This window comes from Peribacillus sp. NPDC060253, from assembly GCF_042727425.1.
Classification (GTDB): domain Bacteria; phylum Bacillota; class Bacilli; order Bacillales; family DSM-1321; genus Peribacillus.
The window spans coordinates 62,845-84,750 of sequence record NZ_JBHXAS010000003.1 but is presented as its reverse complement, the minus strand read 5'-3'; the positions used below and the strand labels follow the sequence as shown (position 1 = coordinate 84,750).

The 21,906-nt window shown below is 41.6% G+C and carries 22 protein-coding genes; all 22 read left to right on the top strand.

The window, feature by feature from the left end; all coding sequences use genetic code 11:
• The first annotated feature begins 53 nt into the window (after nucleotides 1-53).
• The 22 genes from ACFWE9_RS01760 to ACFWE9_RS01655 all read left to right on the top strand — a co-directional run bounded on the left by ACFWE9_RS01760 (nucleotide 54) and on the right by ACFWE9_RS01655 (nucleotide 21,567).
• Entirely contained in the window at nucleotides 54-1,976 is a 1,923-nt protein-coding gene (locus ACFWE9_RS01760; protein ID WP_230158239.1) for a stage V sporulation protein D, read from the top strand.
• Between the two features lie 158 nt (nucleotides 1,977-2,134).
• Entirely contained in the window at nucleotides 2,135-3,607 is a 1,473-nt protein-coding gene (locus tag ACFWE9_RS01755) for a UDP-N-acetylmuramoyl-L-alanyl-D-glutamate--2,6-diaminopimelate ligase (protein WP_230158238.1), read from the top strand.
• Between the two features lie 90 nt (nucleotides 3,608-3,697).
• Entirely contained in the window at nucleotides 3,698-4,675 is a 978-nt protein-coding gene (gene mraY, locus ACFWE9_RS01750) for a phospho-N-acetylmuramoyl-pentapeptide-transferase (RefSeq protein WP_230158237.1), read from the top strand.
• A complete protein-coding gene (gene murD, locus ACFWE9_RS01745) occupies nucleotides 4,676-6,028 on the top strand; it encodes a UDP-N-acetylmuramoyl-L-alanine--D-glutamate ligase (RefSeq protein ID WP_230158236.1) in 1,353 nt (450 codons plus the stop codon). It abuts the gene before it with no gap.
• A 162-nt stretch (nucleotides 6,029-6,190) separates the two neighbouring features.
• Nucleotides 6,191-7,291, top strand: a complete 1,101-nt coding sequence (gene spoVE, locus ACFWE9_RS01740) for a stage V sporulation protein E (protein ID WP_230158234.1) — start codon at nucleotides 6,191-6,193, stop codon at nucleotides 7,289-7,291.
• 361 nt (nucleotides 7,292-7,652) lie between these two features.
• Nucleotides 7,653-8,561, top strand: a complete 909-nt coding sequence (gene murB, locus ACFWE9_RS01735; RefSeq protein ID WP_230158231.1) for a UDP-N-acetylmuramate dehydrogenase — start codon at nucleotides 7,653-7,655, stop codon at nucleotides 8,559-8,561.
• A 138-nt stretch (nucleotides 8,562-8,699) separates the two neighbouring features.
• A complete protein-coding gene (locus ACFWE9_RS01730; protein WP_230158229.1) occupies nucleotides 8,700-9,482 on the top strand; it encodes a cell division protein FtsQ/DivIB in 783 nt (260 codons plus the stop codon).
• Nucleotides 9,469-10,161, top strand: coding sequence for a DUF881 domain-containing protein (locus tag ACFWE9_RS01725; RefSeq protein ID WP_230158227.1), 693 nt, complete (start codon nucleotides 9,469-9,471; stop codon nucleotides 10,159-10,161). The genes ACFWE9_RS01730 and ACFWE9_RS01725 overlap by 14 nt, the downstream gene beginning before the upstream one ends.
• A gap of 42 nt (nucleotides 10,162-10,203) precedes the next feature.
• Complete coding sequence (locus tag ACFWE9_RS01720) at nucleotides 10,204-10,914, top strand: DUF881 domain-containing protein (RefSeq protein WP_230158225.1); 711 nt, start codon at nucleotides 10,204-10,206, stop codon at nucleotides 10,912-10,914.
• On the top strand, nucleotides 10,914-11,279 hold the full coding sequence (locus ACFWE9_RS01715; protein ID WP_098371078.1) for a small basic family protein: 366 nt from the start codon (nucleotides 10,914-10,916) through the stop codon (nucleotides 11,277-11,279). Before ACFWE9_RS01720 ends, ACFWE9_RS01715 begins: the two co-directional genes overlap by 1 nt.
• A 264-nt stretch (nucleotides 11,280-11,543) precedes the next feature.
• Nucleotides 11,544-12,842, top strand: coding sequence for a cell division protein FtsA (gene ftsA, locus ACFWE9_RS01710; protein WP_230158223.1), 1,299 nt, complete (start codon nucleotides 11,544-11,546; stop codon nucleotides 12,840-12,842).
• Nucleotides 12,843-12,886: 44 nt separating this feature from the next.
• The gene (gene ftsZ / locus ACFWE9_RS01705) at nucleotides 12,887-14,044 is read left to right on the top strand and encodes a cell division protein FtsZ (RefSeq protein WP_230158221.1); all 1,158 of its coding nucleotides are present in this window, start codon (nucleotides 12,887-12,889) and stop codon (nucleotides 14,042-14,044) included.
• A gap of 561 nt (nucleotides 14,045-14,605) precedes the next feature.
• Nucleotides 14,606-15,532: a sigma-E processing peptidase SpoIIGA gene (gene spoIIGA, locus ACFWE9_RS01700; protein WP_230158219.1), complete on the top strand. Its 927-nt coding sequence runs from the start codon at nucleotides 14,606-14,608 to the stop codon at nucleotides 15,530-15,532.
• 58 nt (nucleotides 15,533-15,590) lie between these two features.
• Complete coding sequence (gene sigE, locus ACFWE9_RS01695; protein WP_230158218.1) at nucleotides 15,591-16,310, top strand: RNA polymerase sporulation sigma factor SigE; 720 nt, start codon at nucleotides 15,591-15,593, stop codon at nucleotides 16,308-16,310.
• A 150-nt stretch (nucleotides 16,311-16,460) separates the two neighbouring features.
• Complete coding sequence (gene sigG, locus ACFWE9_RS01690) at nucleotides 16,461-17,240, top strand: RNA polymerase sporulation sigma factor SigG (protein ID WP_034313871.1); 780 nt, start codon at nucleotides 16,461-16,463, stop codon at nucleotides 17,238-17,240.
• Between the two features lie 231 nt (nucleotides 17,241-17,471).
• Nucleotides 17,472-17,741 (top strand): YlmC/YmxH family sporulation protein, encoded by a 270-nt coding sequence (locus tag ACFWE9_RS01685; protein WP_230158217.1) that lies wholly within the window; start codon nucleotides 17,472-17,474, stop codon nucleotides 17,739-17,741.
• A gap of 59 nt (nucleotides 17,742-17,800) precedes the next feature.
• Nucleotides 17,801-18,625, top strand: coding sequence for a peptidoglycan editing factor PgeF (gene pgeF / locus ACFWE9_RS01680; protein ID WP_230158295.1), 825 nt, complete (start codon nucleotides 17,801-17,803; stop codon nucleotides 18,623-18,625).
• A gap of 2 nt (nucleotides 18,626-18,627) precedes the next feature.
• Nucleotides 18,628-19,299: a YggS family pyridoxal phosphate-dependent enzyme gene (locus ACFWE9_RS01675; protein WP_230158216.1), complete on the top strand. Its 672-nt coding sequence runs from the start codon at nucleotides 18,628-18,630 to the stop codon at nucleotides 19,297-19,299.
• A gap of 21 nt (nucleotides 19,300-19,320) precedes the next feature.
• A complete protein-coding gene (locus ACFWE9_RS01670; RefSeq protein ID WP_230158214.1) occupies nucleotides 19,321-19,785 on the top strand; it encodes a cell division protein SepF in 465 nt (154 codons plus the stop codon).
• A gap of 6 nt (nucleotides 19,786-19,791) precedes the next feature.
• The gene (locus ACFWE9_RS01665) at nucleotides 19,792-20,058 is read left to right on the top strand and encodes a YggT family protein (RefSeq protein ID WP_230158210.1); all 267 of its coding nucleotides are present in this window, start codon (nucleotides 19,792-19,794) and stop codon (nucleotides 20,056-20,058) included.
• Between the two features lie 134 nt (nucleotides 20,059-20,192).
• Nucleotides 20,193-20,966 (top strand): YlmH family RNA-binding protein, encoded by a 774-nt coding sequence (locus ACFWE9_RS01660; protein WP_230158208.1) that lies wholly within the window; start codon nucleotides 20,193-20,195, stop codon nucleotides 20,964-20,966.
• An 85-nt stretch (nucleotides 20,967-21,051) separates the two neighbouring features.
• Complete coding sequence (locus tag ACFWE9_RS01655) at nucleotides 21,052-21,567, top strand: DivIVA domain-containing protein (RefSeq protein ID WP_057913479.1); 516 nt, start codon at nucleotides 21,052-21,054, stop codon at nucleotides 21,565-21,567.
• Nucleotides 21,568-21,906 lie beyond the last annotated feature (339 nt).

Below are 21,906 nucleotides of genomic sequence, written 5' to 3'. Positions count from 1 at the left end.
CTTGGAGTAGACAAGCATATATTGAAGCATGTATGAAATGGAGGTGCCTGTTTTTGCGTGTTTCGAATGTTACTGTCCGAAAACGGCTGGCGATCGCATTGGCAGTAGGTATCGTTGTTTTTTTTATCATTGATATCCGTTTGGGAATTGTACAATTTTACCTTGGGGATAAGTTGACGGGTCTGGCTAAAGACTCCTGGAGCAGGAATATTCCTTTTGAAGCGAAGCGAGGAGAGATTTTGGATCGGAATGGTGTGGAGCTGGCAACGAATATATCAGCACCAACCGTCTATGTCATCCCGAGACAGATTGAAAATCCTGGGGAGACGGCGGAACAGCTTGCTTCAATATTGGATATGACTAAGGAAAAGGCTTATCAATGGTTAACGAAACAGGCGATGAGTGTCAGAATCCCGGAAGGCAGAAAGATATCTCATGAAAAGGCGAAGGAAATTAAGGCATTAGGTATAAAAGGTGTATATATCGCTGAAGACTCAAAGCGTCACTATCCATTTGGAGAATATCTTTCACATGTTCTTGGTTTTACGGGCTCTGATAACCAAGGATTGATGGGAATAGAATTGTCTTATGATAAGGAGCTAAGTGGGGAGAAAGGATTTGTTAAATTTTATTCGGATGCCAAAGGTAAAAGACTTGAGAATATGGCCGATGACTATAAGCCTCCAGTTGATGGAGATAACTTGAAGCTGACAATCGATAGCAAAATCCAGACAATCGTGGAGAGGGAGCTCGATAATGCGGAGGCAACGTATAATCCGGATGGCCTAATTGCCATAGCTATGAACCCGAATACCGGCGAAATATTAGCGATGTCCAGCAGGCCGACCTTTGACCCGGCCAATTTTCAAAATGTCCCCTCCGAAGTGTATAATCGCAATTTACCAGTTTGGAGTATATATGAACCGGGTTCGACTTTTAAGATCATCACCCTTGCTGCAGCGCTGGAGGAAGGGAAGGTAGATTTACAAAGGGAACATTATTATGACTCCGGGCATGTAGAAGTGGCGGGGGCAACGCTTCATTGCTGGAAAAGCGGAGGACATGGGGACCAAACGTTTCTTGAAGTTGTCGAGAACTCATGTAACCCTGGATTTGTAGAATTAGGGAACCGGCTTGGTAAAGACAAGCTGTTTAAATATATCAATGATTTTGGGTTTGGACAAAAAACGGGAATTGATTTAACAGGAGAAGGAAAAGGAATCATGTTCAATATGGATCGAGTTGGCCCGGTTGAACAGGCAACCACTGCGTTTGGACAAGGTGTTGCAGTAACTCCCATTCAACAGGTGACAGCGGTATCGGCCGCAGTGAATGGTGGAACTTTGTATACGCCTTATATCGCCAAGGAACTGGTTGATCCAAAAACTGGTGAAGTATTAATGAGAAAGACCCCACAGGCCAAGAAAAAGGTGATTTCGGAAGCGACCTCAAAGAAAGTCCGTGAAGCACTTGAATCTGTTGTAGCGCAAGGCAGCGGTAAAGGAGCGTTCGTGGAGTCGTACCGAGTAGGCGGGAAGACAGGTACAGCGCAAAAAGCTGAAAATGGCCGATATCTTGAAAATAATTATATTCTCTCATTTATTGGTGTCGCTCCAGCTGATGATCCACAAATCGTCGTCTATATCGCGGTGGATAATCCGAAGGGTACGGTACAATTCGGTGGGGTCGTTGCCGCTCCGATCGTTGGGAATATCATGGAGGATTCACTTAGGGCCATGGGTGTCAAGCCTAGAAAAAACCAGATTGAGAAAGAGGCGGTCTGGACAGATCCAGTAATGGTCGAGGTACCTGATGTTGTGGGCCTGAGCAAGAAAGAGTTGCAAACACAGCTCATTGATCTTAAGCTGGATATTGCCGGTAATGGGGATAAAGTCATAAATCAAGCACCAGATCCAGGTGTTAAAGTAAAAGAAGGCTCTACAATAAGAATTTATCTTGGCGAAAATACAGAATAAGTATAATATAATAGATGAATAGTTAAAGCGGCTGAAGAAACATCAGCCGCTTTGTTTACGGAGTCGAGATAACCCCGTATAATTAAAAATGGTTTCTCGACAAGCCAAGGCTAATCACATATAATGAATCCTCAAATTAAGTTGAGAGGGATGGAAAAATGAAGCTTCACAAATTACTATCTTATTTACACTCCTTATTCACCTATGAAGGAGAGAATCCTGAAATCACCTCCATTGAAAATGACAACCGTAAAGTCAAAGACGGAAGTCTATTTGTTTGTATAAAAGGTTATACAGTCGATGGTCATGATTTTGCCCAATCTGCTGTTGAACATGGAGCTGCGGCAATCATTGCCGAAAGGCCGCTTGATTTGGAAGTACCCGTGATCGTTGTCAGGGATTCAAACAGGGCGATGGCGGTACTTGCCGATGCATATTATAGTCATCCTACCCAAAAGATGCGTCTTATTGGAATTACAGGTACGAACGGAAAGACGACCACCAGTCATTTACTTGAAAAGATTTTCGAGGATCGACATGAAAAAACAGGATTGATAGGCACGATGTATACAAAAATTGCCGATACGGTATATGAAACCAAGAATACGACGCCTGATAGCGTTACGCTGCAAAAGGCTTTTCATGAAATGACCGAAGCGTCTGTCTCAACGGCCATAATGGAAGTTTCTTCGCACGCACTTGAACTTGGGCGCGTTCATGGCTGTGATTTTGATATTGCTGTTTTTACGAACCTCACACAGGACCATTTGGATTTTCATAAAACCATGGACAGATACCGACAGGCAAAATCCTTGTTTTTCTCACAGCTCGGAAATGCTTACATAGAAAATCGTCCTAAATATGCTGTACTTAATGCTGATGATGAGGCAACGGGTGATTTCATTAAAGCGACCGCTGCTACTGTCGTCACATACGGCATAGACAAAGAAGCCGATATTAGGGCCAGGGATATAAAAATCAATGCAAATGGCACATCTTTCACCTTGACAGCAGGTAAAGAAGAGCGTTACATTCAGCTGAAGCTCATTGGGAAATTCAGTGTTTATAATGTACTCTCAGCCATCACAAGCGCTTTATGCGCTGGGAACGATCTGGATGAGACAATTAGGTCCATCGAGGAAATAAAAGGTGTTGCGGGCCGTTTTGAGCTCATTACAGCAAATCAGGGCTTCCCAGTCATAGTTGACTATGCCCATACTCCGGACAGTTTAGAAAATGTACTGAAAACTGTGGGTGAGTTTGCAGAAAAGAAAATTTTTGTGATAGTGGGCTGCGGCGGGGACCGAGACAAGACAAAGCGCCCTATCATGGCTGAAATTGCATGCAGCTTGGCTACTGACCCTATTTTCACCTCGGATAATCCACGAAGTGAAGATGCAGCACAAATCCTTAGGGATATGGAAGCTGGTGTAGTGGGTAAAGAATATACGGTTATTGAAGACCGCAGGCAGGCTATCGCTTATGCTGTTTCCAAGGCGGAAGAGGGCGACGTTATTTTAATAGCCGGAAAAGGGCATGAAACATATCAATTGGTCGGTGACGAAGTGCTTCACTTCGATGACCGTGAAGAAGCGGAAAAGGCGATTCAAAGACGTTTAGGTTCAGTTTGAATCAACGTTGAATTAGCCCCGGCTGCAAACAAGAAAAGACAACAAGCAGAATTTTATATTTGAATTGTGTTAGGAATGAGGGAGTAAGGAATGTTGGAACAAGTAATTTTTTATACGATTTTGGTGGCGTTTTTAGTAACCGTACTTCTTTCGCCGGTTTTCATCCCGTTTTTAAGAAGGTTGAAATTCGGGCAAAGTATCAGAGAAGAAGGCCCACAATCGCATCTTAAGAAAACGGGAACACCCACCATGGGCGGTTTGGTCATTTTATTATCGGTTACCATCGCTACATTGGTTATGACTTTTAAATTTTCGGTACCTTCAACAGAAACGTATTTATTATTATTCGTAACTTTGGGCTTTGGTTTACTAGGTTTCTTGGACGATTTCATCAAAGTGGTCATGAAGCGTAACCTAGGACTGACATCTAAGCAAAAACTGATTGGTCAAATAGTGATTTCGGTCATCTTTTACTTCGTCTTTAAGCAGACAGACCGTTTTAATCCGGAATTGACGATTCCAGGTACTGACTTTTCTGTTGATTTTGGCTGGTTCTATCTCTTTATCGTTATTTTCTGGCTGGTAGGTTTTTCGAATGCCGTCAACTTAACGGATGGGCTTGATGGACTTGTCTCAGGCACGTCAGCCATTGCATTTGGTGCCTTTGCCATTTTGGCCTGGAGTCAGTCACAATATGATGTCGCTATATTTTCGGTGGCTGTTGTCGGTGCAGTACTCGGATTTTTAGTATTCAATGCACATCCCGCAAAGGTATTCATGGGAGATACAGGGTCCTTGGCACTTGGAGGGGCGATCGCTACCATCGCTTTATTAACGAAGCTTGAAATTCTCCTGGTAATCATTGGCGGAGTATTCGTTATAGAGACGCTCTCGGTAATCTTACAGGTAGGATCTTTTAAAACGACTGGTAAACGTATTTTTAAAATGAGTCCGCTGCACCACCATTACGAGCTTTCTGGTTGGTCTGAATGGCGCGTCGTCGTGACCTTCTGGACAGTAGGCCTGCTGTGTGCGGTACTCGGAATCTATTTAGAGGTGTGGATATAATTGAAAGAGACAGTCAAGTATTCAGAGAAAAAAATATTGGTTTTGGGATTGGCAAAAAGCGGAGTGATGGCAGCTTCGCTTCTACATAAATTAGGTGCATTCGTGACGGTTAATGACATGAAGCCATTATCGGAAAATCCAGAGGCTCAAGGACTTCTAGAACAGGGAATCAAAGTCATCTGCGGTAGTCATCCGATTGAACTTCTTGATGAGGGCTTCGAATTGATCGTGAAAAACCCAGGAATCCCCTATCGGAACCCTATAGTAAAAGGTGCATTGGAAAAAGGAATCCCGGTTATTACGGAAGTTGAATTAGCTTATCAGATTAGTGAGGCGCCTTTCATAGGCATCACGGGTACAAATGGGAAAACGACTACGACTACATTGGTTTTCGAAATGTTGAAGACCGGTGAGAAATCACCGCTTATCGCTGGGAATATCGGGACTGTAGCTTCTGGTGTCGCCGAGAAAGCAAAATCCGATGATTCGATCGTCATCGAATTATCATCGTTTCAGCTAATGGGAATAGAAGAATTTCGTCCAGAAATCTCTATCTTGACAAATTTATATGATGCGCACTTGGATTATCACAGCTCCAAACAGGAATATGCAGAAGCAAAAGCTGCGATTGCAAAAAACCAACTAGCTTCAGATTTCATGATTTATAATGCAGATCAAGATGCTGTTATATCCATGGCGAAAAAGACCAAGGCTGAACTTGTTCCATTTTCAACGGAAGTGAAACATGAAAATGGAGCCTATGTTGAAGAAGGAGCCGTTTACTTCCGTGGAGAAAAAATCATTGAAGTTTCCGAGATCGCCCTTCCTGGAAAACATAATTTGGAAAATGTGCTAGCAGCTATTTCAGCGGCCAAACTGAAGGGTGTCGCAAACGAAGCCATTCAGACTGTACTGAAAACATTTTATGGTGTGGAGCACCGTCTGCAGTTCGTAACAACGATCGAAAATCGCAAATTTTATAATGATTCAAAAGCGACGAACATTCTTGCAGCTTCCAAAGCGCTAACATCCTTTACGGAACCAGTCATCTTATTGGCTGGCGGTTTGGATCGCGGAAATGAATTCGATGAGTTAAAACCGGCTATGAAAAATGTCAAAGCGGTGATAACTTTTGGCGAAACAGCTGAAAAAATAGAGCGGGTAGCCAAAGAAATAGGAATAACGAATATAAAACGTGTCGATAATGTAGAAAAGGCCGTACCGGCTGCATTTGAATTATCAAATGAAGGCGACTGTATTCTCCTCTCCCCAGCTTGTGCAAGCTGGGATCAATATAAAACTTTCGAGCAAAGAGGAGACATGTTTATGGAGGCCGTGCATAAACTTAAGTAACAGCTTTCGCAGAAAGAAGTGAACCTGCTTCTACGTTGACACCTTGGAAAAAAGCGATAATGAGCCGTTATCGCTTTTTTTTTGACTAAAGTGCTGACAAGCAATCAGCCATTGAGTTTTATATTCGTACAGGCTCGAAAAACTTCCTAGAGGTGGATGTCCGTGCCATTAAAAAAATCGAATCCCGATCTCATTCTCATTATCGTCACCTTAAGTCTTTTGACCGTTGGGTTAATCATGGTTTACAGCGCGAGTGCCATTTGGGCAACATATAAATTTGATGATTCATTTTATTTTGCAAAAAGACAGTTGCTGTTTGCCTGCGTTGGGGTCATAGCCATGTTTTTCATCATGAATGTGGATTATTGGACGTGGCGGACTTGGGCCAAGATTTTGATCATCATTTGTTTCATTATGCTCTTGGCAGTGCTTGTACCAGGTATAGGGATGGCGAGGAATGGATCGAGGAGCTGGATTGGTGTAGGTGCCTTTTCTGTCCAACCTTCTGAGTTTATGAAGCTGGCAATGATCGCTTTTTTAGCTAAGTTTTTATCCGAACGGCAAAAGCTGATCACCTCCTTTAAAAAAGGAATGCTTCCGTCCTTGGGGTTAGTATTTTTGGCTTTTGGATTAATCATGTTACAGCCCGACCTTGGAACGGGAACGGTAATGGTAGGAACATGCATCGTTATGATTTTTATTTCCGGGGCAAAAGTCAGCCATTTTTTAGGCTTGGGGTTAATCGGGATAGCTGGTTTTATCGGTCTGATTTTGTCAGCGCCCTACCGGATAAAGAGGATCACATCATTTCTGGATCCATGGGAAGACCCTTTGGGTAGCGGCTTTCAAATGATTCAATCGTTTTATGCAATCGGCCCCGGGGGATTGTTCGGGCTGGGGCTTGGGCAAAGCCGTCAGAAGTTTTTCTATTTACCGGAACCGCAGACCGATTTCATTTTTGCCATACTTTCCGAGGAACTGGGGTTCATCGGAGGCTCTCTGGTCATCTTGTTATTCGCGCTAATGCTTTGGCGTGGCATTCGAATCGCTCTTGGAGCCCCTGATTTGTATGGGAGCCTTGTAGCGGTCGGAATCATTGCAATGGTGGCCATTCAAGTGATGATCAATATAGGGGTAGTAACGGGATTGATGCCAGTTACGGGTATCACCTTGCCCCTCTTAAGTTATGGCGGTTCATCGCTGACACTCATGTTGATGGCAATCGGGGTGCTATTGAATATTAGCCGCTATTCAAGGTTCTGACATCAAGAAAATAAAAGGTATGGCAAAAGGGAAGTCCTGTTAAACATGGGGCTTCCCTTTTTTTATTTTTAAATTGAAAACCTTTGCAGGAAAACGATATTGAAGGGCATCTTTCGGAAATTTAGAAAAAAATGAAATGACGCTTAAATATTACCAGTAATGAATGTTGGGGAATCCACAATAAATATTGGCAATACGTCTTTGTTTAGACTATAGTATAAGAGGGTTAGGCCGTACTGGCGCTTGCTGCTGTTCATTTTTCTGCTTAAAAGGTGTTATCATTCTTGTAAAATAAGTGACCTCATGGAAGAGGAAATGAAAATCATTATTTGGAGTTTTTGGAACAACGAGGAGGTTTATCATGGATAAAGTGATAAAGCAATTAACTGAAATGAAAATCGGCAAAGTTCTTGAACAGGAACCACTTGCGAATCATACAACTATGAAAATTGGAGGGCCGGCTGATTTATTCATCGTGCCATCTTCCATTGAAAATATAGAGAAGACGATGCAGGTCATCAAAGAAACAGCCATACCATGGAGGGCGATTGGCAGGGGCTCAAACCTCCTTGTCAGTGATGGCGGAATTGAAGGTGCCGTGCTTAAACTGGGGAAAGGACTTGACCACCTTGAGATAAATGGCGCGGAGATTAAAGCTGGCGCAGGTGTGTCACTTGTCAGCTTGTCCGTTCAAATCAGTAAAAAAGGGTATGCGGGATTGGAATTTGCCAGTGGGATCCCCGGTTCGGTCGGTGGCGCTGTCTATATGAACGCTGGTGCACACGGTTCCGATATGAGTGAAATCCTTAAGGAGGCACATGTTCTTTTTGATGATGGAACTTTGGCTTGGCTTTCTAAGGAAGAAATGGAGTTTTCTTATCGTACTTCTTTACTTCAAAAGAAAAGACCCGGAATCGTATTGGAAGCCATTTTTCAATTGACTGAGGGCGATAAAACCGAAATCGTTGAAAGAATGCAGAATAACAAAAACTATCGTAAAGATACCCAACCGTATAATCTTCCATGTGCCGGGAGCATATTTAGGAATCCGCTTCCCCATCATGCAGGTAAATTGGTGGAGAATGCCGGCCTGAAGGGCCACTCGATTGGCGGAGCGCAGATTTCCCCGATGCACGGTAACTTTATCGTTAACACAGGTAATGGAAGTGCAGCGGATGTTCAAGCCTTGATCCAGCATGTGAAGGATACAGTGTATGATAAGTTTGGCATTGAAATGGAAACAGAAGTGGAAATCATCGGCCGGAAATAATAGAGGATTTATTCTTTATATCCAAATTTTGTGGTATAATGTGTTACCTTTTAAGTTTAGAAATACCGAATTTTGAGCTTGTCTAGTTTTCGTATTGTGACATAAAACCATCCATTTTTTCAGGAAGAGGTGAAAGGGATGGAAAAGGGGAAAATCGTTTCCATTGAGGACCGCATCCCGAAATTAAAACAATTAAGAAAAAGCAAAGCAAACAGACGACTTGTTCTTTTGCTTTCCCTTTTCTTCATTCTGGTTGCTTGTGTGCTTTATTTCTTATCCCCGTTAAGCTATGTGAAATCCGTGCAGGTAGAAGGGAATCGCTATTTCACTTCCAAGCAAATCATTAAATTGAGTAAAGTGAAGAAGGATCGGAGCATTTGGAAGGTTGATACTGGGGCAGCAGCCGCTAATATTAAAAAAAATCAGGAAATAAAAAGCGTTAAGGTAACTCCTGTATTTCCTAATTCCATTAAAATTACGGTTTCGGAGCATAACAGAATGGCATATCTGTCCAATAATGGGAAGTTTGCTCCCATTTTGGAAAACGGGACCGTTTTGGATGAGTTAGCAACTGGCGAAATTCCAGTATTTGCCCCAGTTTTAATTGGTTTCAAAGAGGGTAAAGAATTAAAGTTGCTTTTAGAAGAGCTGGACAAGCTTCCTGTTGAGATTCAGAATGCCATTTCGGAAATTCATTATGATCCAACCAAAACCGATGTCTACCATATTGTCATGTTTATGAACGATGGGTTTGAAGTAAGTGCGACAAGCCGGACTTTATACGAGAAAATGATTCACTATCCATCGATTGTCAGTCAGTTGGATCCAAAGGTAAAGGGAGTCATCGATCTTGAAGTGGGTTCTTATTTCAAAGCATATAAAGACGCTGACCAAAAGGAAGACACGAATGATGAAAATTAAGGGCAAACGGGTGGTTTTACCCCTGGTTTGCGTGGTTCTCGGATTTATGATTGCCTTCTCCTACAATCTGACTAAAGATGGTAAAGGAGTAAGGAAGGACAAAGCCTGGGATCAAGAATATGAACTCAGGCAGCAACTGATCGAGCAAGAGGAACGAAACCGGGAACTTCAGAGGGAACTCCTTCAAAAGCAAGGAAATGTATCCAAAATTGAAAAAGACTTAGCGCAGGAAAAGCAGCTATTTTTCAATTTGGCAAAGGATACGGAGAAATACCGGATGTATCTCGGAAAAGTGAAAGTAAAAGGAACGGGCCTTCAGGTGACCCTTGAAGATGGTACAGACATGGGCTCAGAAGCCAATGTAAATAACTACCTGGTTCATGAGCAGCATGTCTTCAAGGTTGTCAATGAACTATACATATCAGGTGCAGAGGCTATTGCGATTAATGGTCAACGGTTAAATCATGATTCCTATATAATCTGTAATGGACCTGTGATAACAATCGATGGCCATCAGCATCCTGCTCCATTTATCATTTCTGCAATTGGGGACCCTGAGGTACTTGGTGCTTCCCTGGACTTGCCTGGTGGCATTAAGGAACAGCTGGTTAATGAAAATATTATCTTTACAGTGGAAAAGCAAAAGAATATCATTTTTGATCCAATTATTGGAGGTTGATTAGATCGCCGGATTTGATGAAAGATTGGTGAGAAACTGGAAATGAAAAAAAAGCTTGCTTTTAGTTTGGTTACTTTGATTGCTGGCTTCATGCTCGCTATTCAATTCAATTTGGTGAATCAACCTGTCGTTTCCGATACAAGGGATATGTGGGAGCTGAAAAATGATTTATTGAAAGAACAGCAGACCCAGGTGGATTTAATAGAGGATATTAGTAAGCTTGAGGGAAAGATTGCATCCTATGAAACAAAGAAAAATGAGAGTAAAGAAGAAGTATTGCGTGACACCCTGACGGAATTAAAGACTGACGCAGGTTTGACCGAAATAAAAGGCAGTGGGGTAATCGTGTCCATACAACCGATTAAAGAAGAGATCCTTCTTGGTGAGCGGATTGAGTACATTTCACCTGTATTGCTAAGAAGGCTCATTAATGAGATGTATAGGTTTGGTGCTGACGAAATTTCCATTTCAGGACAAAGGTACATATCATCTTCGGTGATTCGTGATATTAATGGTCAGCCGAAAATAGATGGATATCCCCTAGTTGATTACCCTGTCGAAATGCAGGCACTGACCGTTAATCCAAAGAAGCTGAAGCAGCGTATAGAAGGTTCTGAACTAATGGATGATTTCTTTATAGATAATTTTGAAGTGCAAATTAAGACGCCTTCTGGTGAGTTGACATTGCCGGCATACCAAAATGAGATTAATGTGGAGCATATGAAACCCATTATGGATGGGGGGGAATCGTAATGTGGCTGCCAGTTTTTGGACTCCTGATTGGAATCACCCTCGGTTTTTTGGTGGATTTCGATATTCCACATGAATATTCAAATTATCTCTCCATTGCGGTGCTTGCAGCTTTTGATACCTTATTTGGAGGCATACGGGCTCATCTGCAAAATCTTTATGATGAAGTAGTATTTGTTACCGGATTCTTCTTTAATATTGTTTTGGCCGCAGGTTTGGCTTTTCTAGGTGTACATCTTGGTGTAGACTTGTATTTAGCCGCAATCTTTGTGTTCGGCGTAAGACTCTTTCAAAATATTGCCCTGATTAGAAGGATCCTAATTGAAAAATGGTCCATTTCCCGGAAAAAGCAGAAAAAAAATCTATAATTTTAAAGGGAATTACGTGATAAATGACGAATAGTTTATGGCAGTATCTAGTTTAGAAATGATAGCAGTTTCATTGAGAAGCGAACAATAAGGCACGATAAAGTGAGAAATCTGCGAGTATTGTTTGGGAAATATGAAATGAACCGCTTATTATGAAATTTGCGAGTTGTTGTAATCAGTTTTGTCATTCTATAATGAATAGGTCTTCGATATAAAAATGTTATTCTACTAAAACATGTATAAAACTGAAGGAGGTGCCATGGAATGAACAGCAACGAAATTTACGTAAGTCTTGACATCGGTACATCCAGTGTAAAAGTTATCATTGGGGAAATGGTCAATGACACATTAAATATAATTGGCGTAGGAAATATTAAATCAGAGGGGCTTAAAAAAGGTTCGATCGTCGGTATTGATGAAACCGTCCAATCCATTCAAAAGGCTGTAGAGCAAGCAGAACGGATGATAGGGATGGAGATAAAAAAGGTAATCGTCGGTATAAGCGGAAATCACGTGACGCTTCAGCCATGTCATGGGGTAGTAGCGGTATCCAGTGACAATAAAGAAATTACCGAACATGATGTTTTTCGTGTTAGAGAAGCAGCGGAGTTAATAACGATACCATCCGACAGGGAAATTATCGACGTGGTTCCAATCCATTACAAGGTTGATGAACTTGATGAAATCAGTGATCCAAGGGGCATGATAGGTGTTCGGTTGGAAATGAGAGGGATTTTAATCACAGGTCTTCGGACAATTTTACATAATACGCTGCGGTGTGTGGAAAGGGCAGGGTTAGAAATAACCGATATCGCTCTTCAACCCTTAGCCGCAGGTTCCCTTGTTTTATCCAAGGATGAAAAAGAACTTGGTGTTGCTCTGGTCGATATTGGCGGAGGTTCAACGACTCTGGCAATTTTCGAACAAGGCTATTTACAATACACGTCGGTGATACCTATAGGCGGGGAAACACTGACGAAGGATCTTTCCATCGTTCTAAGGACAACGATGGAAGAGGCTGAGAAAATAAAAGTAAAGCATGGACATGCCTTTTATGATGACGCTTCTGAAGATGAAGTATTCCAAATACCAATCATCGGCAGCGACCAGCAGCAGCCCTGCAACCAGTTAATGCTTTCGGATATCATTGAAGCGCGAGTGACCGAAATATTCGAGTTGATTCAAGATGATTTGAGGAGACTTGGCTTCCAGGATATACCGGGTGGTTTCGTGTTGACCGGGGGTGTCGTCAAGATGCCGGGAGTCCTGGAGCTTGCTCAGTATGTGTTCCAAAACCGTGTAAGGACGGCCGAGCCGAATTACATCGGTGTTAGGGAACCCCAATATACGACAGCGGTTGGTCTGATTAAACACGCATGCAAGAAAGAGAGAATGCTAAAAAACACCGCCAATAAAACTCCTGTAGCAGCTGGACAAGCACAAGAAGATAACGACCAGCGCAGCCAAAAGGTTTCTCAAAAAAGCAAAGAGAACCTGGCTAAAAAACAAGGTGAAAAAGGTGAATCTAAATTCAAAAAAATCCTGGGTTACTTTTTTGAATAACAATCATAAAGAATCGGGAATTTCGTCAAAATAGGAGGATTGTCATGTTGGAGTTTGATTCTAATTTAGAACAATTAGCAACGATAAAAGTAATAGGTGTTGGCGGCGGCGGAAACAATGCGGTAAACAGAATGATCGAGCATGGCGTACAAGGTGTTGAGTTTATTTCTGTCAATACTGACGCACAGGCTCTTAATCTATCAAAAGCTGAAATTAAAATGCAAATCGGTGGGAAGCTTACACGCGGATTGGGTGCGGGTGCCAACCCGGAAGTAGGAAAAAAAGCAGCAGAAGAAAGCAAAGAGCAGATTGAAGAAGCGCTTAAAGGTGCCGATATGGTTTTCGTAACTGCTGGAATGGGCGGCGGAACGGGAACGGGGGCTGCTCCTGTCATCGCTGGCATCGCTAAAGATTTAGGAGCGCTTACAGTGGGTGTAGTTACACGTCCATTTACTTTCGAAGGCCGAAAACGTGCAACACAAGCACAAGGCGGCATTTCATCCATGAAGGAATCGGTTGACACACTAATCGTCATTCCAAATGACCGTCTCCTTGAAATCGTCGATAAAAGCACGCCAATGCTTGAAGCATTCCGTGAAGCAGATAATGTACTTCGTCAAGGTGTACAAGGGATTTCAGATCTAATAGCTGTTCCAGGTCTTATTAACTTGGACTTTGCCGATGTTAAGACCATCATGTCCAACAAAGGTTCCGCTCTAATGGGAATCGGGATTTCCTCCGGTGAAAACCGTGCAGCAGAAGCGGCGAAGAAAGCCATCTCCAGTCCCCTGCTCGAAACATCGATTGATGGTGCACAAGGCGTACTGATGAATATTACTGGCGGAACGAACCTAAGTCTTTTTGAAGTCCAGGAAGCAGCCGATATCGTGGCTACTGCCTCCGATCAGGACGTAAATATGATTTTCGGTTCGGTTATCAATGAAAACCTAAAAGATGAAATCGTCGTTACAGTAATTGCAACGGGCTTTAACGAGGTTGAAGCTACAATAAGGCCTGCTGGTCGTCCAACACTTGGGCAGCAGCAGCAATCAAGACCTCAGACACAACAAACGCCACAGTCAAACGTGAAGCGTGAAGTGAAGAGAGAAGAAGTAAATGAACAGCCCGCACGTAATACTAATCAAGGTGAAGAGGCCTTGGATATTCCAACATTCCTCCGTAACCGCAATAGACGCCGTTAATATCGACGTCATATACCGTTCCCATTCGGGGACGGTTTTTTTTGTGTGTAAAAAGGAATTCCTTTTGAAGGAGATGCTATATATTTGCGTCCAATGGCCTTTATCTTATTGGTGCTTTTCCGATCGTTCGCTGATCACCGAATGGCCTGATAATCGATATCTGGAACACCTTTTTAGTGTTGATTGAAGGTTCAGTGAAAAATCCTTTTATTCCATATGTTAGAATGCCTCATTATTGAACTTTTTTCATAATTAGATGGTTTGGAGGGCGTAAGGGGGTCGAGGTCTCCATCACTTGTTTGCTGTCATTCCGATGAGGAAAAAAGAAAGGAGCGTCAAGAAATTCTGAAACTTTTATAACATAAATCGACAGAAGCAAAAGGGAGCAGGATAGTCTCTAAGAAAGTATTGAAAATATCAATAGCTGTTTTTCTACAAAAAGGGTAAAAATGACTGAAAAACTCTTAAGTTTTCAATACAAAAAGTGACACACTTTCTTAGGGCAGGTACGCTATACTTTTTGCTAGTGGAAGGTTAGTTCCTATAAGGAGGGGAGGGTGTTTGACCTTATACTTAGATGTTATCTGGTTGTTGAATTGGTTATTTGACTGCCTCCTTTTATATTGGACCGCAATCATTCTCAAACGAAGGGTAGCGCTTTGGCGAGTATGTATCGGCGGGTTGATTGGTTCCTTCATTATCGTATTGGCATTCACTCCTTTTTATGTTCTTGCCGACCGAGTGTACATGAAGATTTTAGTATCCCTGGTAATGGTTTTGGCAACATTCGGGTTTACTAGGCTAAAACTCTTCATGAAATCGGTGGCCACTTTATACTTTGTAACGTTTTTATCGGGAGGAATCCTTCTGGGCCTTCACTATCTATTTGAATTTCAAATCGTTTCAAAGGACCCTGTTAAATATGCAGGAATCAATCGATTTGGCGATCCTGTCAGCTGGATATTTGTCATGATAGGGTTCCCGCTCGCCTGGCAATTCTCCAAGCGAACACTCGAAGGGATGGAGATGACAAAGCTTACACATGAACAAATGGTTACGGTCTCGGTTAAAATTTCTGACTTTGAAGGAACGTTTCATGGACTTGTGGATAGCGGCAATCAATTATATGATCCCATATCACGTTCACCAGTTATGATAATCTCGCTTTCAGGTGGGGAAGCAGGGATTCCCCACGATATGCTAGAGCTCTTTAAAAACCCTGATAACCTGATTAAGCAGGAAGAACAACCCGAGTATTCATGGACAGGACGAATGCGGGTCATTCCTTATAAAGTCGTGGGCCATGATCATCAATTGTTAACCGCAATCAAACCGGATTACATCAAAATCATTCAAGGGGAAAATGAATATCATGTCAAGCAGGGTCTCGTTTCGTTTACCTTCTTGCAACTCTCTCCCGACAATAGCTATCAATCTATCGTTCACCCGAAAATGTTAACCGGGATTCCGGTGCAAAATGCCTCCTGAACTATTGATTCACTCTAAAACTTGACCCATAATCCGTTTATTAGAAGGGAGAATTATTTTGAAGAAATTCATTCTTCGGCTCACTTATTTTTGGTACAAACTATTGTTCAAGCTCGGATTGAAAACGGACGAAATATTTTATATTGGAGGGAGTGAGGCACTTCCGCCGCCCCTTTCAAAGGAAGAAGAGGCAATACTGATCAATAAATTGCCTAAGGGCGATGAAGCTGCACGATCGATCTTAATTGAACGGAATTTGAGGCTGGTTGTCTATATTGCCAGGAAATTTGAAAATACGGGAATCAATATTGAAGATTTAATAAGTATCGGTACCATAGGTTTGATCAAGGCCGTGAATACATTCAATCCCGAGAAGAAAATAAAATTGGCTACATACGCCTCGAGATGTATCGAGAATGAAATTTTAATGTATTTACGCAGAAATAACAAAATCCGTTCTGAAGTTTCTTTTGATGAACCTCTGAATATTGATTGGGATGGAAATGAGCTTCTATTGTCGGATGTCCTAGGTACTGACGATGATATTATCACGAAAGACCTCGAGGCAAACGTGGACCGAAAGCTGCTGACGAAAGCACTTACACAGCTATCCGATCGCGAAAAACAGATTATGGAACTTCGATTTGGACTTGCAGGAGGAGAAGAAAAAACGCAAAAGGACGTTGCCGATATGCTGGGGATTTCCCAATCTTACATTTCACGTTTGGAAAAAAGGATTATTAAGAGGCTTCGAAAAGAATTTAATAAAATGGTGTAAAAAAATAAAGTGCTTAAATGCCAATTAAATCAATACTTTGATAACGATATTGAAAAATAATGGTGATTTTCTGTTCTAGCCATGTGCATATTTTTCCCTCCCGCGGAAATACTGTTTTTTGTACAGCGCTCCTGTGAGGAGGGAATAAATTTGTCTCGAAATAAGGTTGAAATCTGCGGTGTGGATACATCAAAATTACCGGTTTTAAAGAATGAAGAAATGAGAAAACTCTTTAAAGAACTGCAAGATGGCGATATTTCAGCAAGAGAGAAACTGGTAAACGGGAATCTTCGACTCGTTCTAAGCGTCATTCAACGCTTCAACAATCGGGGAGAGTATGTAGATGATCTATTTCAGGTAGGCTGTATAGGGTTAATGAAGTCGATAGATAACTTTGACTTAGGTCAAAATGTTAAGTTTTCAACGTATGCTGTACCGATGATTATTGGTGAAATCAGGAGATATCTTCGTGACAATAATCCGATTCGGGTTTCCCGTTCTTTAAGAGACATCGCATACAAAGCTTTGCAGGTTAAAGAAAAGCTCATTAGTCAGACTCTTCGTGAGCCGACAGCTGAAGAAATCGCCAAGGTGTTGGAAGTACCTCATGAAGAAATAGTTTTTGCTTTAGATGCTATACAAGATCCAGTTTCACTTTTTGAACCGATTTATAATGATGGCGGGGATCCGATTTATGTACTCGACCAACTGAGTGATGAAAAGAATAAAGATAGTACTTGGATTGATGAAATAGCGATAAATGAAGGCATGAGACGGTTGAATGACCGGGAAAAAATGATCCTTCGCAAACGGTTTTTCCAAGGGAAAACGCAAATGGAGGTAGCCGAGGAAATTGGCATTTCACAAGCGCAGGTGTCCCGGTTGGAAAAAGCGGCTATAAAGCAAATGAATAAAAATATCCAACAGTAGAAGCTGAGCATGAGAATAAGTTAGCTGAAGCGGGTAGTGCAAAAATGTAGATTACCCGCTCTTCAGCAACTTATCCATAGCGGCTTTTTTATTATGTTCCCCCCCTTTTTAAAGGTAATTCCTGATTTGAAGTGACGTTTATTTATCGTATTCTTCATCCTTGAGTGAATCATGTCATATACATAAGAATAGGACCTTCATCTATGATGAAATTTTGAGGAGCTGAGTGATGTGACGAGGATTTCCGAATTTCAAATTAAGGATATTGTCAATATAGCAGACGGAAAGAAATTGGGTAATATGTCAGATCTTGAAATTAATACGGCCACAGGGAAAATTGAGGCCATAGTGGTTTCAAATGGCACCAGGTTAATGGGTTTCTTCGGCAAGGACCAGGATATTGTAATTCCATGGCGCAAAATAAAAAAAATCGGTGCAGATGTCATTCTTGTTGAACATCAGACGGTATTTCAAGCAGAACTGAAAGATGAACGGTTTTAAAGGGTACATCGCGCAAATATATGATACACTAGACTAAAAATAAAGAGGTTTAAATCATGATAGAGCCATTTGTTATAATTGAAGACCAATATATGCTCATAGACAGCTGGAGAAAACAAAATCTCCAGCTCGTAGCGGGCTTCACCACGAAAAATGGAGGAGTCAGTTCAGGTGACTATCAAACATTGAATACCGGTTTTCATGTAGGGGATAAGCTTGAAGATGTCCAGGAAAACCGCAGGACTTTAGCGGAAAAGCTGTTTTTTCCGCTGACTGAATGGATAGGAGCCGAGCAGACGCATGAAACGCAAATCCAGCAAGTGACCAGTCTCGATGGTGGGAAAGGTGCAGTGGATTATATTTCGGCCTTTAAAGCTACTGACGGATTTTATACGAAGGATCAAAAAACTTTATTGACCCTTTGCTATGCGGATTGCGTGCCCTTATACTTTCTTGCTCCGGCACATGGTATGATTGGGGTGGCACATGCTGGTTGGAAGGGTAGCGTTAATGGAATTGCACGAAAAATGGTTGAAGCATGGCGGAGTGAGGGTATTAAGGAAACGGAGATATTTGCTGTAATAGGACCGTCGATTTGTTCGAAGTGCTATGTGGTTGATGATAAAGTCATAGATTTAGTGCAGAATATGCTGGAAGATAATGACGAAAAGCCATATAATTTAATCAGTGAAGGACAATATCAGTTAGATCTTAAGCAACTAAATGCATTGATTCTTCAAAAATCAGGAATTCCAAAAAGTCAGATCGACGTTACATCATACTGTACAAGCTGCAATCACGATTTGTTTTTTTCACATCGTCGCGATAACGGAAAGACAGGTAGATTGATGAGCTTTATCGGTTGGAAGGAGGATTTAGGGTAACAGTGAAAGTAGCGGACAATTTAAAAAACATCGAAGAAAAAATAAATATAGCATGTGAAAATAGTGGCAGGGACCGTAAAGATATAAAGTTAATTGCCGTGACGAAATATGTTTCGGTCGAGAGAGCAATGGAAGCATTGGAAGCCGGAATCAGCGATTTAGGTGAAAATCGTGACGAGGGGCTTTTAAAAAAATATGAAGTGCTGAAGGACAAGCCCAACTGGCACTATATTGGTTCCATGCAAACACGCAAAGTAAGGAATGTCATCGACAAAATCGCGTATATCCATTCATTGGATCGCATTTCTTTGGCAGAAGAAATTCAAAAACGGGCAAGCGAGCCGATAAACTGTTTAGTGCAGGTAAATGTTTCAGGTGAGGAATCAAAACATGGCTTGAATCCTGAAGCCACACTGGATTTCATAAAAGGGTTATCAGATTTTGATAAGGTGAATGTTGCAGGACTGATGACGATGGCGCCTTTGACGGATGATGAACAAGTTTTGCGGGAATGCTTCCGGAAACTGAAGGGCATACAGGTGGAAATACAAAATGCTGGGTTGAAGTATGCTCCCTGTACTGAATTGTCCATGGGGATGTCCAACGATTTCATGATTGCCATTGAGGAAGGCGCTACAATGGTTAGGATTGGTACTGCACTTGTAGGCGAATAATTTTAAGGAGGTACGCTTTAGATGTCGTTCGTATCAAAATTTAAATCTTATTTCGCGCTGGATGATGAGTATGAGTACACGGATGAAGAGATGGAAGAAGAGGAGGCTGAACGAAAAGTCGTGAAGTCAGCTAAACAGCAGCAGCCCGCTTCTGCAGGGAATAATACCAATCAGAATATCGTAAGTTTGCAAAGCGTACAAAAATCTTCTAAAGTAGTATTATTGGAGCCTCGTGCTTATGCAGAAGCCCAAGAGGTAGCTGACCATTTAAAAAACAGACGTGCTGTTGTCGTGAACCTTCAACGGATCCAGCACGATCAAGGAAAGCGAATCATCGATTTTCTAAGTGGGACTGTTTATGCAATCAGTGGGGATATCCAAAAAATTGGAACAGATATATTCTTATGTACCCCGGACAATGTCGATGTTTCCGGTAATATCACCGGCTTCGCCGCGGAAGAGGAGTACGAAGAAGCGAGGTGGTAATGATTAATGGGTGTAGTGCTTCAAGGCTTATATTATTTAATTGAAATTTATTCAATGGCATTAATCGTTTACATATTGATGTCATGGTTTCCCAATGCAAGGGAAACAGCGATTGGGAAATTCCTGGAAAAGATTTGCGAACCATATTTAGAACCGTTCAGAAAGTTCATACCACCACTTGGCATGATCGATCTTTCACCGCTTGTAGCTCTGCTGGTGCTTAACTTTGCCAGCGGTTATGGAATTTTTTACTTACAGACTTTAATAGGATAATCAACAATGAACCTGAACATGCATCTCACTACACAGTCGGATGAGACTCCGCTGTGTAGTAGCAACGAAGAATCATTTAATCAATTCCTTATGGTCGACCATTAATTTGATAACTAAGGAGCTTTTATTCAATCATGAGTATTTATCAGCATTTCAGGCCGGAGGAAAAAGATTTTATTGACCAGGCAATGAATTGGATTGATCAGGTGAAAAATTCTTACGCTCCGAAACTATCTGATTTTCTTGATCCGCGCCAGCAGGAAATCCTTACTTCCTTAATAGGGAATGATCCGGATGCGAAGCTGCAATTTAATGGCGGGAGCGATTTCGTTGAGCGAAAACGTGTGCTCATTTACCCTGATTATTACTCTCCTGAACAATCGGATTTCAATATCTCCTTATATGATATCTCCTATCCAAAGAAATTTGTTACGCTTGAACATAGGCAAATACTTGGAACCTTGATGTCACTAGGGGTAAAACGAGAAAAATTTGGTGATATCATAGTGACTGAGGATCATATTCAATTTATTGCGGCCGAGGAGATGGATTTATATCTCACAGGAAATTTAGAAAGAATAGGTAACGCTTCCGTTGCCATCAAACGGCTTCCTATCGAGAATATCATCCAAGTGAATGAAAAATGGGAAGAGCAAGTCACCACCGTTAGTTCTCTTAGGCTAGACAGTGTGCTTTCGTCCGTTTTGAATATGTCCCGTCAAAAAACCCAAGCCTTGATAACTTCAGGGAAAGTAAAGGTGAATTTCAAGCAAACGGAAAACGTTTCGGAAGAATGCCGTGAGGGTGATACACTTTCCATCAGAGGTTTTGGCAGATGTAAAATAGCGTCAATTGATGGAAAAACCAAGAAGGATAAGTGGAGAATCTCGTTAGGCAGGCAAAAATAATTCAATATAAAGCAGGATTCATACATTTTTTGTCGAATATAGAGTTTTAATATACTAGAGTAGAAACCGTTCTGGAGGTGCCGTAATGCCCTTAACCCCGATAGATATACATAATAAGGAATTTAACAAAGTATTTCGAGGGTATGATGAAGATGAAGTAAATGAGTTTCTCGACCAGGTCATTAAAGATTATGAACTGATTTTGAGGGAGAAAAAAGAAATTGAAGATAAACTGAACGAGACTTATGATCGTTTAGGACATTTTACGACAATTGAAGGTACACTTAATAAGTCGATTATTGTCGCACAAGAAGCAGCTGAAGAATTAAGGCGCAATGCCCAAAAAGAAGCGAAACTGATCATTAAGGAAGCAGAGAAAAATGCCGACCGAATTGTCAATGAGTCACTTGTGAAAGCAAGGAAAATAGCGATGGATATTGAAGACTTGAAAAAACAGTCCAAAGTATTCCGGACCCGTTTTAAAATGCTTGTCGGTGCACAACTGGATTTACTGGACAATGATGATTGGGACCATCTTCTTGATTATGAAGTAGATGCGACTGAAATAGAATTAAATGAGAGAGTGGAAGAGGAAATTTAACCGATTCCTTGACTTGGAACACTTTTTTCGCATATAATTTTTTAACAATACTATTCATGATGACATTAGACGATGACAGGGAAAGTAAATACTTCACACACTTATTTCTAGCGAACCGGGGATGGTGAAAGCCCGGAATAAGCGAAGTTATTGAAGATCACCCTTGAGTTCTGAGTTGAACCTGCTTTTGCAGTAAGTAAACGAAGCGTTTCATTCACGTTACGAATGCTCGAGAGGTTGGATCACTTTGTGAATCCTTCTAGCCAGGGTGGTACCGCGGGAAGCAAAGCTTTCTCGTCCCTTTTTTAGGGATGAGAAGGCTTTTTATTTTGGCCGGAT

Excerpts from the sequence above, each read along its gene's own strand:
- ACFWE9_RS01755 (WP_230158238.1), top strand. The coding sequence starts at position 2,135 with ATGAAGCTTCACAAATTACTATCTTATTTACACTCCTTATTCACCTAT.
- mraY (WP_230158237.1), top strand. The coding sequence starts at position 3,698 with ATGTTGGAACAAGTAATTTTTTATACGATTTTGGTGGCGTTTTTAGTA.
- murB (WP_230158231.1), top strand. The coding sequence starts at position 7,653 with ATGGATAAAGTGATAAAGCAATTAACTGAAATGAAAATCGGCAAAGTT.
- ACFWE9_RS01730 (WP_230158229.1), top strand. The coding sequence starts at position 8,700 with ATGGAAAAGGGGAAAATCGTTTCCATTGAGGACCGCATCCCGAAATTA.
- ACFWE9_RS01725 (WP_230158227.1), top strand. The coding sequence starts at position 9,469 with ATGATGAAAATTAAGGGCAAACGGGTGGTTTTACCCCTGGTTTGCGTG.
- ACFWE9_RS01720 (WP_230158225.1), top strand. The coding sequence starts at position 10,204 with ATGAAAAAAAAGCTTGCTTTTAGTTTGGTTACTTTGATTGCTGGCTTC.
- ACFWE9_RS01715 (WP_098371078.1), top strand. The coding sequence starts at position 10,914 with ATGTGGCTGCCAGTTTTTGGACTCCTGATTGGAATCACCCTCGGTTTT.
- ftsA (WP_230158223.1), top strand. The coding sequence starts at position 11,544 with ATGAACAGCAACGAAATTTACGTAAGTCTTGACATCGGTACATCCAGT.
- ftsZ (WP_230158221.1), top strand. The coding sequence starts at position 12,887 with ATGTTGGAGTTTGATTCTAATTTAGAACAATTAGCAACGATAAAAGTA.
- ACFWE9_RS01670 (WP_230158214.1), top strand. The coding sequence starts at position 19,321 with ATGTCGTTCGTATCAAAATTTAAATCTTATTTCGCGCTGGATGATGAG.
- ACFWE9_RS01665 (WP_230158210.1), top strand. The coding sequence starts at position 19,792 with ATGGGTGTAGTGCTTCAAGGCTTATATTATTTAATTGAAATTTATTCA.
- ACFWE9_RS01660 (WP_230158208.1), top strand. The coding sequence starts at position 20,193 with ATGAGTATTTATCAGCATTTCAGGCCGGAGGAAAAAGATTTTATTGAC.
- ACFWE9_RS01655 (WP_057913479.1), top strand. The coding sequence starts at position 21,052 with ATGCCCTTAACCCCGATAGATATACATAATAAGGAATTTAACAAAGTA.